The sequence below is a fragment of the Algimonas arctica genome (assembly GCF_014652695.1).
GTDB lineage: Bacteria > Pseudomonadota > Alphaproteobacteria > Caulobacterales > Maricaulaceae > Litorimonas > Litorimonas arctica.
Genome location: NZ_BMZH01000001.1, coordinates 446,394 through 460,400, shown reverse-complemented (window position 1 = coordinate 460,400; position 14,007 = coordinate 446,394). Strand labels below are relative to the sequence as shown.

At 53.3% G+C, this 14,007-nt stretch carries 15 protein-coding genes and 1 tRNA gene; 7 read left to right on the top strand and 9 right to left on the bottom strand.

Annotated features, from left to right (window positions below):
- Positions 1 to 147: 147 nt before the first annotated feature.
- The 6 genes from IE105_RS02235 to IE105_RS02210 form a co-directional block, all read right to left on the bottom strand.
- Positions 148 to 951, bottom strand: coding sequence for an MBL fold metallo-hydrolase (locus IE105_RS02235; protein ID WP_189494942.1), 804 nt, complete (start codon positions 949 to 951; stop codon positions 148 to 150).
- On the bottom strand, positions 948 to 1,724 hold the full coding sequence (locus IE105_RS02230; RefSeq protein ID WP_189494938.1) for a TatD family hydrolase: 777 nt from the start codon (positions 1,722 to 1,724) through the stop codon (positions 948 to 950). Before IE105_RS02230 ends, IE105_RS02235 begins: the two co-directional genes overlap by 4 nt.
- A complete protein-coding gene (locus IE105_RS02225; RefSeq protein ID WP_189494936.1) occupies positions 1,721 to 2,773 on the bottom strand; it encodes a DNA polymerase III subunit delta' in 1,053 nt (350 codons plus the stop codon). The genes IE105_RS02230 and IE105_RS02225 overlap by 4 nt, the downstream gene beginning before the upstream one ends.
- Positions 2,763 to 3,425 (bottom strand): dTMP kinase, encoded by a 663-nt coding sequence (gene tmk, locus IE105_RS02220; RefSeq protein ID WP_189494934.1) that lies wholly within the window; start codon positions 3,423 to 3,425, stop codon positions 2,763 to 2,765. Before tmk ends, IE105_RS02225 begins: the two co-directional genes overlap by 11 nt.
- Positions 3,426 to 3,436: 11 nt before the next feature.
- Positions 3,437 to 4,564 (bottom strand): D-alanyl-D-alanine carboxypeptidase family protein, encoded by a 1,128-nt coding sequence (locus tag IE105_RS02215; RefSeq protein ID WP_189494932.1) that lies wholly within the window; start codon positions 4,562 to 4,564, stop codon positions 3,437 to 3,439.
- An 89-nt stretch (positions 4,565 to 4,653) separates the two neighbouring features.
- Positions 4,654 to 5,628, bottom strand: coding sequence for a septal ring lytic transglycosylase RlpA family protein (locus IE105_RS02210; RefSeq protein ID WP_233353932.1), 975 nt, complete (start codon positions 5,626 to 5,628; stop codon positions 4,654 to 4,656).
- Between the two features lie 337 nt (positions 5,629 to 5,965).
- Between IE105_RS02210 and IE105_RS02205 the strand changes: the two genes are divergently transcribed.
- Positions 5,966 to 6,055: transfer RNA gene (locus IE105_RS02205), tRNA-Ser, on the top strand.
- Between the two features lie 191 nt (positions 6,056 to 6,246).
- Here IE105_RS02205 and IE105_RS02200 read toward each other — a convergent pair.
- The 3 genes from IE105_RS02200 to IE105_RS02190 are packed head-to-tail and all read right to left on the bottom strand — an operon-like array spanning position 6,247 to position 8,240.
- On the bottom strand, positions 6,247 to 7,377 hold the full coding sequence (locus IE105_RS02200) for a RiPP maturation radical SAM C-methyltransferase (protein ID WP_189494930.1): 1,131 nt from the start codon (positions 7,375 to 7,377) through the stop codon (positions 6,247 to 6,249).
- On the bottom strand, positions 7,266 to 7,937 hold the full coding sequence (locus tag IE105_RS02195; protein WP_189494929.1) for a RiPP maturation radical SAM C-methyltransferase: 672 nt from the start codon (positions 7,935 to 7,937) through the stop codon (positions 7,266 to 7,268). Before IE105_RS02195 ends, IE105_RS02200 begins: the two co-directional genes overlap by 112 nt.
- Positions 7,938 to 7,949: 12 nt before the next feature.
- Complete coding sequence (locus IE105_RS02190; RefSeq protein ID WP_189494927.1) at positions 7,950 to 8,240, bottom strand: hypothetical protein; 291 nt, start codon at positions 8,238 to 8,240, stop codon at positions 7,950 to 7,952.
- A 330-nt stretch (positions 8,241 to 8,570) separates the two neighbouring features.
- Here IE105_RS02190 and IE105_RS02185 point away from each other — a divergent pair, with 330 nt between their 5' ends.
- From IE105_RS02185 to hisA, 6 genes are read left to right on the top strand one after another with little or no spacing between them, the layout of a single operon-like run.
- Entirely contained in the window at positions 8,571 to 8,864 is a 294-nt protein-coding gene (locus IE105_RS02185; protein WP_189494925.1) for a YerC/YecD family TrpR-related protein, read from the top strand.
- The gene (gene hisG / locus IE105_RS02180) at positions 8,861 to 9,739 is read left to right on the top strand and encodes an ATP phosphoribosyltransferase (protein WP_189494923.1); all 879 of its coding nucleotides are present in this window, start codon (positions 8,861 to 8,863) and stop codon (positions 9,737 to 9,739) included. The genes IE105_RS02185 and hisG overlap by 4 nt, the downstream gene beginning before the upstream one ends.
- Positions 9,739 to 11,037: a histidinol dehydrogenase gene (gene hisD, locus IE105_RS02175; RefSeq protein WP_189494921.1), complete on the top strand. Its 1,299-nt coding sequence runs from the start codon at positions 9,739 to 9,741 to the stop codon at positions 11,035 to 11,037. Before hisG ends, hisD begins: the two co-directional genes overlap by 1 nt.
- Positions 11,034 to 12,680 carry a histidinol-phosphate transaminase gene (hisC, locus tag IE105_RS15310; RefSeq protein ID WP_233353931.1) on the top strand — a complete coding sequence of 549 codons (1,647 nt, stop codon included), beginning with the start codon at positions 11,034 to 11,036 and terminating at the stop codon, positions 12,678 to 12,680. The genes hisD and hisC overlap by 4 nt, the downstream gene beginning before the upstream one ends.
- Position 12,681: 1 nt before the next feature.
- Positions 12,682 to 13,275: an imidazole glycerol phosphate synthase subunit HisH gene (gene hisH / locus IE105_RS02165; RefSeq protein ID WP_189494919.1), complete on the top strand. Its 594-nt coding sequence runs from the start codon at positions 12,682 to 12,684 to the stop codon at positions 13,273 to 13,275.
- Entirely contained in the window at positions 13,272 to 13,997 is a 726-nt protein-coding gene (hisA, locus tag IE105_RS02160) for a 1-(5-phosphoribosyl)-5-[(5-phosphoribosylamino)methylideneamino]imidazole-4-carboxamide isomerase (RefSeq protein ID WP_189494917.1), read from the top strand. Before hisH ends, hisA begins: the two co-directional genes overlap by 4 nt.
- Positions 13,998 to 14,007 lie beyond the last annotated feature (10 nt).

Sequence of the window (14,007 nt, the reverse complement as noted above, 5' to 3'; positions counted from 1 at the left end):
TAAATGAGTTCACGCAATGCGAGTTTATGGAACCAATTGGCTAGAGGAGTGTCAACTTTGAACTTTGCGCAAGTGTCGCCTTTCAACTTTGCGCTTATACCCAGTTTAGCGCATAATGATGATTATGAGAAATAAAACTCACTGATTTCAAGATAGGTCCATGATCATTCCATCATAAGCGGGTATCGCCACAGCAGGAAGTTCATCCGCTAAAACATTGTAATCCATATCAATATGTAAGTTCGTTAGCACAGCGTGTTGCGTTTTAGTCCGTGCAAACCAAGCAAGGCTCTTGTCAGCATGGGCATGAGTGGGATGATCATTGTAGCGCAGCGCGTCACATATCCATGTTTCTATGCCCGTGAGACGCGCAAGACCCTCATCGGTAAAGTCCCAAACGTCTGGACTGTAAGCGAGCATTTCGTCGAAGATAAACGCTAGCACAGGGGTTGGGCCATGCGACGCCGCAATAACATGGACTGAAATAGCGCCACCGGGTCCATCGATTTCGATCGTTTGATTATCATTAAGTAGCGGTTGCAACACAAGGATGGGCGGATGGACACGCCCTTCGGGCATCTCGAAACAATATCGAAATCTGTCCACCACATGGGTCTCTGTATGCGCGTCCATATAGGTCGGAATTTGTGCGCGCATGCGGTAGGCAATGGCGCGGAGATCATCGATGCCGTGTGTTTGGTCCGCATGATCATGCGTGAACAGCACAGCGTCCAATCGTTTAACTTGAGCGCGCAACAGCTGCTCGCGCAAATCTGGCGACGTATCGATCAAAATTGAAGTGATGCCGCCCTCGCCTGTTTTTTCAACAAGAAGTGAGCTGCGAGAGCGACGGTTTTTCGGCTCATTCGGGTCACAATAGCCCCAATCGCCGCCCACCCGGGGCACACCGCCAGAGCTGCCACAGCCAAGTATCGTCGCGCGTAGCGTCATGGCGTTACCTTAGAAAAAAGCCGGAAGAAGGCCGCGTTCGTTCGCGTTTCTGTCTCCTCCAGTGTCCATCCCTTTACGCTCGCGAGTGCTTCGGCGACATGGGGCAAGTAAGCAGGTTCGTTGCGCCGTCCCCGATACGGTACGGGAGCCAGATAAGGACAGTCGGTTTCCAACATAATGTGATCATCCGGCATCGTTTTAATGCAATCACGCACACCGTGCGCCGTCTTGAAACTCGCAATGCCAGAGACCGAGAAATAGAGCCCGGCGTCTGCGGCCCAGTCGGCGAGTTCTGGGCCTGATGTGTAGCAGTGAAGCAAAGCCGGATAGTCGCGTCCTGCACCGCTTTCTTTAAGCGTGGTGAGCATAAGGGCATCGGCTTCGCGCGTATGGATCACGAGCGGTAATTGGGTTTCGCGCGCGGCGTCAATATGGGCTACGAAATTGGCGACCTGTTCGTCTTGGGACGAATAACCATAATGAAAATCATAGCCGGTTTCACCGATACCAACCACTTTCGGATGGGTTGCGAACTCAATCAGTTGAGCGGCGGTTATGTCAGGGTTCTCCTTCGCGTCATGGGGGTGGGTTCCGACGGTGGCCCAAATGTTATCATGATCTTCCGCGACCTTCACCACGGCATCGAAGTCTTTGATGTTGCAGCAAATATTGAGCATGTGGCTAACGCCGGCCTCTGCCGCACGGGCAATGACAGCGTCGAGGTCCTCGGCAAACCGCTCGCCATGTAAATTGACGTGACTATCAATAATCATGCGGCACGGATCCGACTGAGGAGATCAAACAAAGAGGCTGTTTTATCTAGGTTGATGCCCGCTTCGGCGGCGCGTGTGGACTGCGCTCTCTCGGCTAAACTAATCCAGCTGGCAGGAGATTTTCTCGCGGCGATTGGTTCGAACGGACCCGTCCAAACCCCTGTTCCGGCATGCACGGCTTGGGCTTGTATCGTATCGATTAAAGCATCCCAGAACAGCTCTCGCGATGTCGCTTCTTTCGCGCTCACCAAGGACTTGGCCAGACTCATATCATCGCCCGTGCCAGAGAGCGTCTGCATGAGACGTTTCAGCGGGTTCAAGACGGTTTCGACATGGCCAACGAGCGCCAGCGCTTTGCCGGGCGCTCCTCGCGACAGCGCCGTGGCCGCCTGTTGAAATTCAGGTCGAACATCGGTGCGCGATCCCAACCAGCGCGAAAGCTGCGCCTCTGGTACAGCGCGGAGCGGTAGATGCAGACAGCGTGATCGAATTGTTGGCAGCAGCCGTCCGGGCTGATCAGAGAGTAATAAAAACAATGTTCTAGCGGGAGGTTCTTCCAGTAATTTTAATATGCCGTTTTCCGAATTCATGTTCAAATCATCGGCTTTATCGACAATGCAGACGCGCCAGTCCCCACTCTCGGCTGCGGTGCTTTGAAAGAATTTTGAGAGCGCCCGGATTTCATCAACTGGGATGTCTCGCTTTAACTTTTTTGACTTTGGATCATAGGGCCGTCGTAGGACCGACAGATTGCCGTGCCCTTGGCTTTCAATACGTTGCGCCACTGGGTCGGCGGGCGGAATATCGAGACTTTGGTCGAGCAAACTACTCCCACCAAGGCGGTGCCGCGCGATCCGGTAGGCGAGCGTCGCTTTGCCGATTCCCGGCGGTCCCGTAATCAGCCAAGCGTGGTGCAAGCGACCGGAATTGAGGGCTTCGAGATAGCGGGCTTCTGAGTCGGCATGGCCGAGCAACTCATAGACCTCGCGAGGATGTGGCGAGCCCTCGGAACGATCAGGTTCCGGAATGAGGCTGACGTCACGCGCCACCAAGTTTGCCGGCAAATTCCGGATATTTAGCTGTCAAAGCATTCAGAATGCGAGAATGCACCGCTTGCCGTGACCCATCCGCATCGACGACTTTGACACGCGCTGGCTCGTTCTTCGCGATATCAAGATAGGCTTCGCGGATAGTCGTATGGAACGCCTGTCCGGCTTTGTCGAAACGCGTCAAAACTTCGTCGTCCTGTGCGGCACGGGTCTCAACCCGTTTTAGAGACAGATAAACATCCATATCAAACACCAGTGTCAGGTCTGGATTGAACCCTTCCATGACAACGTCATGCACAGAGCGAACCCGATCTGCGCCGAGATCGCGGGCATAGCCCTGATAGGCGAGGCTTGAATCCGAAAATCGATCGCTGATCACCCAAGCCCCGCGTTGCAGGGCCGGCTTGATCAGCTTTTCGACATGATCGAGGCGCGCCGCATACATAAGCAGGAGTTCGGTCATGCCCGACCAGCGGTCGTCTGTACCTTCGAGGACAAGCTTTCGGATCGATTCGGCGCCAAATGTTCCGCCCGGTTCCCGGGTCAGGATGGTTTCGACGCCGACTTTTTCGAGTGCGTCAGCGAGCATCTTGGCTTGGGTTGTTTTCCCCGCGCCTTCGCCACCTTCAAATGTAATGAATTGTCCCGCCATGACCGTCCCGACTATCCTCTGATCTTCTGTAATAATGAAGCGCCAACGCGGCCAAACAAGCCTTTTCGCGCCACGGTGTCCGAAGCGTAGAGTGGATAGCGCGCAACTTCGACGTCACCCTTGACCACAACTAATTCGGCAATTTTGCTGCCCTCTACAACGGGGGCCGGGGCGGGCGTGAAATCAATTCGTGCTTTGACAGCGTTACGATCTGAGCGTTGATAACCGATATTCACGTCTTCGCGCAGCACAAGACCAACTGTCTTGGCCTTCCCCATATAAACGGGAATGTCCTCAAGGCGATCGCCTGAGCGGTAGAGCGAGAGCACATCAAATTCATTGAACGCCGCGCTCATCAATTCTTTGGCAACGCGGGAACGCTGTGATTTCCCGTCTGTTCCGTTGAAAACGATGATGCGTCGCTCGTCATCGCGAACGGCAGAGGCCACCAGACCATACCCCGCAACAGATGTCGCGCCTGTTTTGACACCATCAGCGCCTGGAAAGACGCCTAAGAGCGGATTGCGATTGCCTTGCTTTGTACCGTTCCATGTAAAGTCAGGTTCAGAATAAATCGCATAAGCGGCTGGGAAATCCTCAATCTGCTTTCGAGTCAGCTTCGCGAGATCAAGCGCGCTGATTTCATGTTCATCGTTGGGCCACCCCGTTGCATTGCGGAATGTCGCAGAATCAAGCCCCATCTCATGCGCACGGCGCGTCATCGCATCCGCAAAAGCGCTCTCAGAGCCGGATAAAGCTTCCGCAAAGGTGATCGCCGCATCATTTCCAGATTGAATAATGAGGCCGCGGAGTAAATCTTCGACACGGACTTCGGAGCGGGGGTCGAGAAACATCGTCGACGAGCCCGAAGCGGCGCCACCGCGTCGCCAAGCGTCGTCCGAGACCAAGAGTTTGGTTTCATAAGTCAGGTCGACGCGCTCAATGGCTTCTAAAACCATCTGTACAGTCATAATTTTGGTCATGGAAGCAGGCGGCATAGGCGCGCGCGCCTCTTTCTCGAACAAGACGATCCCGGTGGCATGATCAATAATCACCGCCTGTTTGGCATCGGTTTGGATCGGAGCGCCGTAGGCTGCGACAGGGACAAAAAGGGCTGTGAAGAATAAGGGTCTGAACATGCTCTATAACGGAATCGAAAACGGGCACCGAAATGGTGCCCGTGTCGAATGCTTTAAAAATGTGGTCGCCGCAAGGCAACGCCTGAGCCCTATTTCGTTTTTAGAGGCCCTGTGATGAATTCCGGCGCTAAATCTGTGTCCTTTGAGCCGGCGATATGGATCGGACCTTTAATGGTCATCGTAATATCGCCACCGCTTGGTAGATCCGCTTCCGGAGCCCGTCGCGGATTTCCCCGTGCAATTGGGTTCGGCAGAGACGGTGCCGCATAACGGGGGGCGGGCGTTGGAACAACTGGAGCCGGGTTTGGCGCTTGATATGGCGGCAAGCTCGGAAGCGATTGTGCGACCTTACACGATGCCGGAGCCAATCGCTCATGGGGGCGATCATTCTCACAAGGGTCAATGTAGCGCGGGGCCATAGGCTGTGGCGCGACATAGCGCGGCGCAGGCTTCATATTTTCGCGTGGAAGCGAGGCAACACGCGGCGCATTGCGGGGTAGAACACGTGTTCCAGCCGAAGGATCCGCCGGGCCGAGGTAACGCACCCGCACATTCGCGACGCCATCATGCGTATAACCGAGCGCCCCAGCAGCCGCCTCTGACATATCAATAATACGCTCTCCAATGAACGGGCCTCGATCATTAAGGCGCACAATGATGGTGCGACCATTGTCCAAGTTGGTCACGCGCACCATTGAATTTAGGGGCAATGTTTTATGCGCGGCCGTCATCGCATTCTTGTCAAACGTTTCCCCATTCGCCGTGGGTTTTCCGTGAAACCCCGGACCATACCATGACGCTTGACCGGTCTCATTATAATCCGGATCGTGTTTGGGCGTGTAGGATCGACCCATAATTGTGTAGCGATTGCCAACTTTTTGGTGGCTATAGAGGGTTCGATCAATCCTTTGAGGGTCGAAATCACGGCCCTGCCCGCCAGCTGGGTCATACGACCTTGGCGCGCTCGGGCGAGACGACCTGTTTGATCGGTCCAAGGACGCATATTGCGCATCGCCTTGTCCAACCTTGTAAGTGATTGGTGCGGACGATGAAGTTTTGGTCACGCTTGTTGAAGCGCACCCTGTTGCCAACGTTGCTGTAAAAGTAGCCGTAGCCACCAGTTTAAACATCCTGCTATACATTCAATCCTCACCATTCGGTTGTGAGCTGAAGCCCGTTGCCGCGCCCTCACCTTTCAATTCCGAAACTGTCGGGGCTGACGCCTCGCGCTTCGTATCGTTGGAACAGATGTAGACAATCAGTCCTAAACCTAGGTTTGAAAACAGGCCTAACAGAGACGCAAATCCTTTGGTTAAGAGCGGGTTACAAAAATTGGTGGATTTGGTGGTTGAAGCCGCGCAAATCCGTCGTTAAAGCGCGCGAACCACAGCTTACCGCAACGGGCGGGTGGCAGAGTGGTTGAATGCACCGGTCTTGAAAACCGGCAAGGGGGCAACTCCTTCGCGGGTTCGAATCCCGCCCCGCCCGCCACTCTTTAGTATCCTGAACATTATCGCTCGGATATTAGGCTGTCTGAAGCACTGGCGTTTGCTCTGCTTGATAATCCCAAGCTGGCGATTCAAGTCCAGCACAGGCGACTGGCAGAACTCGTCCATCAGCTTGTATGAGATATCCCTGCTCAATCATCTTTGCCGTTGTCTCGCAAACTGACGCCGCGCCTTTTAGCAATAAATGAGCGTCCTCAGCGCTGATGAGGCTTGGCTCATTTGCGAATCCCTTTGGGTGTCGACAAGAAGGTGGCGATTATCGTCGAGATCAAAAACGAATAGAATAGGTGGACCCTCTTGCCATGCGTCCAACCAGTCTTGGATAACGGTTTCCATACGGGTTTTTAGATCAAGGCTCAGACGAAGCGCGGAGTTGTAGTCACCCTCAAAATGATAAGCTAATCGAGGGTCTGTGCTGTTCGGAAATACTTCGGCATAGGCGGGCAAAGGTCTTATTCTCGAAATCCCATATTTTTCGGGTGTCATGTGATATGGCGAAAAGCGATCAATGCTCAGCCCGCCTAATCCGCCAGGCGGCTCAAGATGATGTAAAAGCGGAATTATTTCGATCATATCCTCATAATTCTGTTGATCGTCTCCCGGAAAATCACTCAGAAGATTCCATGCTAGAGAAACGCCGGAGGCGCGAGCATGGCGCAGACAGTCTAGATTAACGCGTAAGGAGGTGCCTTTATTCATCCGCTTTAACAGCGGCGTTGAGAGCGCTTCGATGCCAGGCTGTATCGAAGTTACGCCTGCGTCCCGCAAGAGTAACATCCGCCGCCGACCGAGATTGGCTTTCTGCTCGTAGAAAATTTCAAGTTTTTGTTCTGCGGCGGCGAGGTTCGGAAGCAATGTCGACACGTAACTATGCGGCATTATATTATCGACCATCAAAATACGGTTCACATCATAGGCTTGTGACATAGCCACAATTTCGCGCTCCACCTTGTCTGCAGACTTCGTTCGATGGTTCATACCGTTGGCATTAAGGCCACAGAATGTGCAGTGATGCTTAGCGCCCCACCAGCACCCTCGGCTTGATTCATAAGGCAGACGTATTTCCGAACGCTTTATTCCATTGGCGGTCGTCGCCTCATCAACGAGAGCGGTCCATTGTAGAAAAAAGTCTGAATAATCTGGTGCTGGGATATCGTCTAGGCTCTCATTGACGAGCCCCGGCAACACCCGGTTTATCGGCTCATCCGCGGCTCGGTCCTCCAAGAAGGCGAGAAAGGCTGACTCCGCCTCACCTTGGAAAACATGATCAATCTCCGGTGCGATGTCAGCGAGGGCTTCTCCCATAACATCGTCTGCGTTTGCGCCCCTAAAATCGTTGTTTTATCAGGGGCATATTTCTTAAGCCTCGAAGCAATCGACAAACTTGAGAGGGTCTGCTCAAAAGTTGAGGAAAACCCAATCACGGAAGCATCAAGCCCTGCAATGCCACGCGCCATCGCTTCAGACCACACGACAGCCTGTTCCTGCAGCGATTGGAAAATGGGTGTGGATGGATGCAAATCTGACCAGCGTTCAGGAGCTGATCCACCTCCAAAATGAACAACCGAAAGCCATGCGAGCCGAAACAGCCTTTCTCCGGTCAAATCTTCGGTCGGTGTATGACAAAGATGTCGATATAGAAGAGGTCCAATCAGGCGAGCAAAGGACAGGTTGGCATACAGAACAGTGGTTTTGTAGCCTTTCGCTTGCGCGATATTCTGCAAGATATGCAATCCTAAGGACGGCCGGTCCGGACTCGCAAAAGGCGGCAAAACTAAAACTATATCTGCCTCAGCTGATTTAGAAGCCGTGATGGCCTCGTCGACAACAGCTTTTGCAAGTTCGTCGATTTTTGTAACTGACATGTGAAGCGTTGATCAGAATTTGACTTTAACCTTGATACCAACTTCTGTTTCGACCTTATCTATTCCGCCTGCGCGAATGTCAGACAACTTGTCGATTTTCTCTTGGATGCTGACAATTTCTTTTGGATCTAATTCTAGACCTTTAGCTGCCAATGCAGCGCCGGGGTTTCTCATAAAGAGTTGACCGAATTCAGGGTCATCCGTTTCTAAAGTTGGAAGCCTTGCAATGGCTTTGATGTCATTGCGATTCAGTTTCGAGAGTTGTTCCCTCATATCCTCAGAAATAGTTGGACGGCGTGCCATAATCAATCTCCCTTAAAACTAACAGCCGATTGATTTACGTGTTATATACCAATCTTGCCCCTTAAGTTGTATCACAAGTATTAACCTTTGTGAATACACTTTATAGTTTCAATCTATCTATTGAGATAAAGACTAGGTGGAAACTTCTGTAAATGTCTGTAAGTTACTGAACTTACTTTTTTTTATTAAAATGAGTGTTGAAATAAAAGGCGTATGTATCTTAAAATTGGTCTTGGCCTCATCATGTATTTCACGAAATAATCTGTAAATATGAGATTGACTGACAAACGTATGAATGTATTAGCGCGCTAACACATTCATACGGACACTATGACGGATATATCCCTAAACGAACTTTGTGACGCGCTGTCGCGTATTGATGAGACTGAAGCCATGCGGTCGGTTCTCATTGATCTGTGCACACCTGCTGAATTGCGGGTGTTGTCAGAACGGTGGCGAGTCGCACAAATGTTGGCGGAGGGTGAGAAAAGCTATCGAGAGATCAGCGCAGAGACGGGCGTCAGCACGACGACCATCGGGCGTGTCTCCCGTTTTCTCAAAGATGAGCCACACGGTGGATACCGTCTACTATTAGACGCCCGTGCCTTGGAGACGAAGATATGAGCGATAGGCTCAGAATTGCATTGCAGAAAAAAGGCCGGCTGGCGGATGATAGTTTCGCCCTGCTGAAAGCCTGTGGCCTTCGTTTCTCCGTTCGCGGTGGGAGCTTGCTTGTTCGGGTGAAGAATATGCCGATCGACCTGCTCCTTGTGCGTGACGACGATATCGCATCATTCGTTTCCAATGACGCGGCTGATATTGGGATTGTTGGTGAGAATGTATTGGTTGAGGAACAACTGACCAGCGCGCTGGATGCGCAAATAGCGATGAAGCTCGGGTTTTCGCGCTGCCGCCTGTGTTTGGCTTCGCCAGAACGCGGGTCAGTCCAAAGCGCCGCCGACCTTTCGGGAACGCGAATTGCGACAACCTATCCCGGTGTCACAGGGCGATTCTTAAAAGAGCGCGGCATTTCAGCGAAACTCGTCGAAATGAAGGGCGCGGTTGAATTGGCGCCCTCTATCGGCGTGGCAGAAAGTATCTGCGACCTTGTTTCCACCGGAGCGACCTTAGAAGCCAATGGCCTGATGGCGTTTGAAACCATTTTGGAGTCTGAGGCTGTCTTGATCCGAAGCGCGCGCGACATGTCGCCGGAGAAAGCCGATTTGTTTGATAAGTTGATGCGCCGCGTCGAGGGCGTGATCAAATCCACAGATTCGAAATATATTATGCTCAATGCGCCGAAATCACAGATTGTGGCGATCACAGCACTGCTGCCGGGCTCCGACTCACCAACCGTTATTCCATTGGCGGGGACAGAGGATTTGGTCGCGATACAGGCTGTGTGTACTGAAACCGTGTTTTGGGAGACCTTGGAGGACCTTAAGGCGCTCGGCGCACGGGCTATCCTTGTACTCCCTATTGAAAAAATGATGAGCTAATGCGGCGTTTCGTTTGGACAAATTTAAACGCAGAGGAACGCGAGCGCGCCCTCGCCCGCCCTAAGGAAATCGCGGATACGGCCCTGATGGCCCGTGTGCAGGATATTCTGGCCGACGTGAAGACACGCGGTGACAAGGCGATCTCTGACTATACGCGGCGCTTTGATACGGACGCGCCGGTGCAATTGTCTGTACCGCAAGAGGCATTGGAAGCGGCCTGGAATGCGCTCGATGCCGCGGATCAAGCCGTCATCGAGCGAGCCCGACGCAATGTGAAGACTTTTCACGCCGCGCAAATGCCTGCCGATATTGAAGTCGAGACTGAGCCGGGTGTGATTTGCCGCCGAGAAACCCGCGCGATTGATACGGCTGGGCTTTATATCCCCGGTGGAACGGCTCCGCTTGTTTCGACCCTGATCATGCTCGCCACGCCGGCCAAAGTGGCCGGTGTTCGCCGCCGTGTTGTTGTGACACCGCCGGGCAAAGACGGAAAAATTGACCCCGTCATCTTGGCGTGTGCGTTCCGCTGTAACGTGACGGATGTGTTCGCGGTCGGTGGCGCGCAAGCTATTGCCGCCCTCGCCTATGGCACAGACACGATCCCGCGTTGCGACAAGATTTTTGGACCCGGCAATGCCTATGTCGCGGCCGCCAAATCGCTTGTTGCGCAAGAACCTGGCGGCCCTGCCATCGACATGCCCGCTGGACCGTCAGAAGCCATGGTAATTTGCGACGAAACGGCGGATCCGGCGTTTATCGCCTCCGACCTGTTGAGTCAGGCCGAACATGATCGCGTCGCGCAAGTGATCTGTGTGTCTTGCTGCCCCCATGTTTCGACCGCCGTCGAAGTTGAGCTCGGCAAACAATTACAGGGCTTGAGCCGCAAAGACATTGCGACGGATGCGCTCTCTCATGCACGTATGATCGTCACGGATGACCGGGCTGACATTGTCGATATCGTCAATCGTTACGCGCCAGAGCATTTGATCGTGCAAATGGACAGCCCGGAATTACTCGTGCCCGCCATTCGCAATGCAGGGTCAATCTTTCTGGGTCCGTGGACGCCCGAATCTGTTGGCGATTACGCGTCCGGTACCAATCATACGCTACCCACGAACGGCTCGGCTCGTGCCTATAGTGGCATTACAATTGAGAGCTTTTTGAAATTCGTTTCGGTGCAAAGACTGACGAAGGCCGGATTAAAAAGTCTTGGCCCGGTCGTTCAACGGCTGGCCGATATGGAAGGGCTGGACGCGCACCGCAATGCGGTGACGCTGCGGCTGGAGTCAATGCAATGAGCTCTGACACTCGAAACTGGGCTGAAGCCATCGCGCGACCGAATATTGTCGCGATGAAGGCTTATTCCGCGCGCGGTGCCTCGACAGACGCCTTGCACTTGGACGCTAATGAAAGCCCCTGGTCCCCGCCACCCGGTACGACAGCGGTTTCTGGCTATAATCGCTACCCAGCACAGCAGCCTGAAACTCTGCGACAACGTCTCGCCGATATTTATGGGGTTAGCGCGGAAGAGATCGTCATGGGCCGCGGCGCGGATGAGGCGCTTGACGTGCTGGTTCGGACTTTCTGTGAACCGGGCAAAGATACTATTCTCTATTCGTCTCCGACCTTTTCATTCTTCAAGACAGTGGCCGAGTTGCAAGGCTGCGATGTCATTGATGTGCCCAGTGATGCGGACCTTCGTCCCGATATGGATTTGATCGCCCAGACAGTGGCAGACGCGCAGCCTAAGATCACCTTCCTCTGCTCGCCTAACAACCCGACTGGCGCGTCGATTGATGCGGCAGATGTACTCCGCGTCTGTGAAGTCAGCCAAGGCTTAGTCGTGCTGGACGAGGCCTATATTGAGTTCTCAGAGCACCCGAGCCTCTCAACCGACCGTCCGCGCAATCTGGTTGTGGCCCGCACACTCTCTAAATTGTACGGTTTGGCGGGCGTTCGTTTGGGCGCAGCCATCGCGGACCCGGCCGTGATCAATTTGATGCTCAAAGTGATCCCGCCTTACCCGATTCCTAAGCCCGTGATTGATACCGCCTTACCTGCGCTCTCTGCGCCCGCGATGGCTGTTGTCGATGCACGTCGGATGATCTTAATGACAGAGCGGGATCGCCTGTTGCCATTGCTCATACAATCAAAGTTCATTGCGAAAACATATCCATCGGACGCCAATTTTATCTTGTTTGAAGCGTCGGATGAGACGACGATGGTCGCGAAGCTTGCATCGGCCAACATTCGTATTCGTGATTTTCGCAGCAAAATCCCCGGCCACTTCAGACTGTCTATCGGCACGCCGCAAGAGAATGACTTGGCGCTGACGGCCCTCGGAGTGCTCACGTCCGACGACGCACCACAGCGCATTGGTGAGACCTTCCGCACGACTAAAGAAACGGATGTCGCGATCCGCGTCAATCTGGATGATCCCACAGCGGTCAAGATCGACACGGGCCTTGGCTTTTACGACCATATGTTAGAGCAAATTGCCAAACATGGCGGGCTTGGATTGACCTGTGTCGTCAAAGGCGATCTCGAAATCGATGCGCACCATACGGTTGAAGACACCGCCCTCGCCCTCGGATCTGCATTGAAACTAGCGCTCGGCGATAAGGCCGGAATCGGACGCTATGGCTTTGTGATGCCAATGGATGAAACACAAGCGCGAGTCGCGATAGATTTATCCGGTCGTCCCGCGGCCACGTTCAAGGGTGAATTCCCGTCCGATCATGTCGGTGATTTTCCTGTCGAAATGTGCCCGCACTTCTTTGAAAGCTTGGCCCAGACGCTTGGCGCCGCCATTCAAATTGAGGTCGAAGGTGATAATAGTCACCATATGATCGAAGCGTGTTTCAAAGGTGTCGGACGGGCGCTTAGGCCTGCTTTCGCGGTCAATGGAACGGATATGCCGTCAACCAAGGGTGTGCTCTGATATGAGTGTGCTTATCGTTGATACAAAATGTGCCAATTTGGCATCAGTCGGGTTTGCCTTTGATCGGCTAGGGATCACTTCGATGATCAGTGACGATCCAGCGCAAATTATGGCCGCAGACCGTGTGTTGATACCCGGGGTTGGTTCGGCCCCTTATGCGATGAGCAAGATTAAAGAGGCTGGCTTATTGGATACTTTAAAGTCCCTGCAACAACCCGTTTTGGGAATTTGTTTGGGAATGCAACTTTTGTTTGAGACATTAGACGAAGGCGGACAGCTGGTTGACGGTCTCGGCCTCGTGCCGGGTCGGGTCACAGCTCTAGAAACAGGTCATCTGCCGTCTCCGCATATGGGTTGGAACCGTTTATCGAATCTTATGGACGATCCTCTGACGGCTGATTTGACGGAGGGTGATCACGCTTATTTCGTTCATTCCTACGCCGCGCCCATCTCAGACATGACTTTAGCCACAACCACCTATCAAAACCCCTTTACGGCTATGTTACGGCACGGCAATGTGCGTGGATGTCAGTTCCATCCGGAACGAAGCGCCGAAACAGGTGCCGCTATTTTGAAGGCGTTTGCCGTCCTATGATTTTTCCAGCCATCGATTTGATGAACGGTAAATGCGTCCGCCTGCTCAAAGGCCGGTTTGACGCGAAAACCGAATATGACGCGAACCCGATTGATGTCGCGCACGGCTTTGCCGATGCAGGCGCAGAGTGGATGCATGTCGTCGATTTGGACGGTGCGAAGACAGGACATTCTTCTCAGGCCGCATTGATTGGCGACATAGCAAAGCAAAGCGGACTGAAGGTTCAAACCGGCGGTGGTTCGCGGGATATTGGCACGATCCGTCGCTTGTTAGACACGGGCGTCGAACGTGTTGTGATCGGTAGTCTGGCTGTGACGCAACCCATCATGGTGCGGCGTTGGTTGGACGAACTTGGCCCGGACAAACTTGTCTTGGCGTTTGATGTCAATCTGGATGACAATGGTGTCGCCTATCCGGCGATCAAAGGCTGGACAGAAGAAACGGAAACGCCATTTTTTGAAGTACTTGACGGATATTCCGGCACAGGACTCCGCACAATTCTAGTCACGGACATTGGGCGTGATGGCGCGGAAACGGGTGGAAACACAAAGCTGTATCAGACAATTCTCAAGAATTACCCGACACTTGATTTGATAACGTCAGGCGGCGTTGGAACGTTGGATCATGTCCGTGACCTTAAGGCGTTAAACCCTTACGGCATCATCATTGGCCGCGCGCTTTATGAAGGGAACTTCGGTTTAGCCGAAGCGATCCAGTGCTAGGCCACCTTGA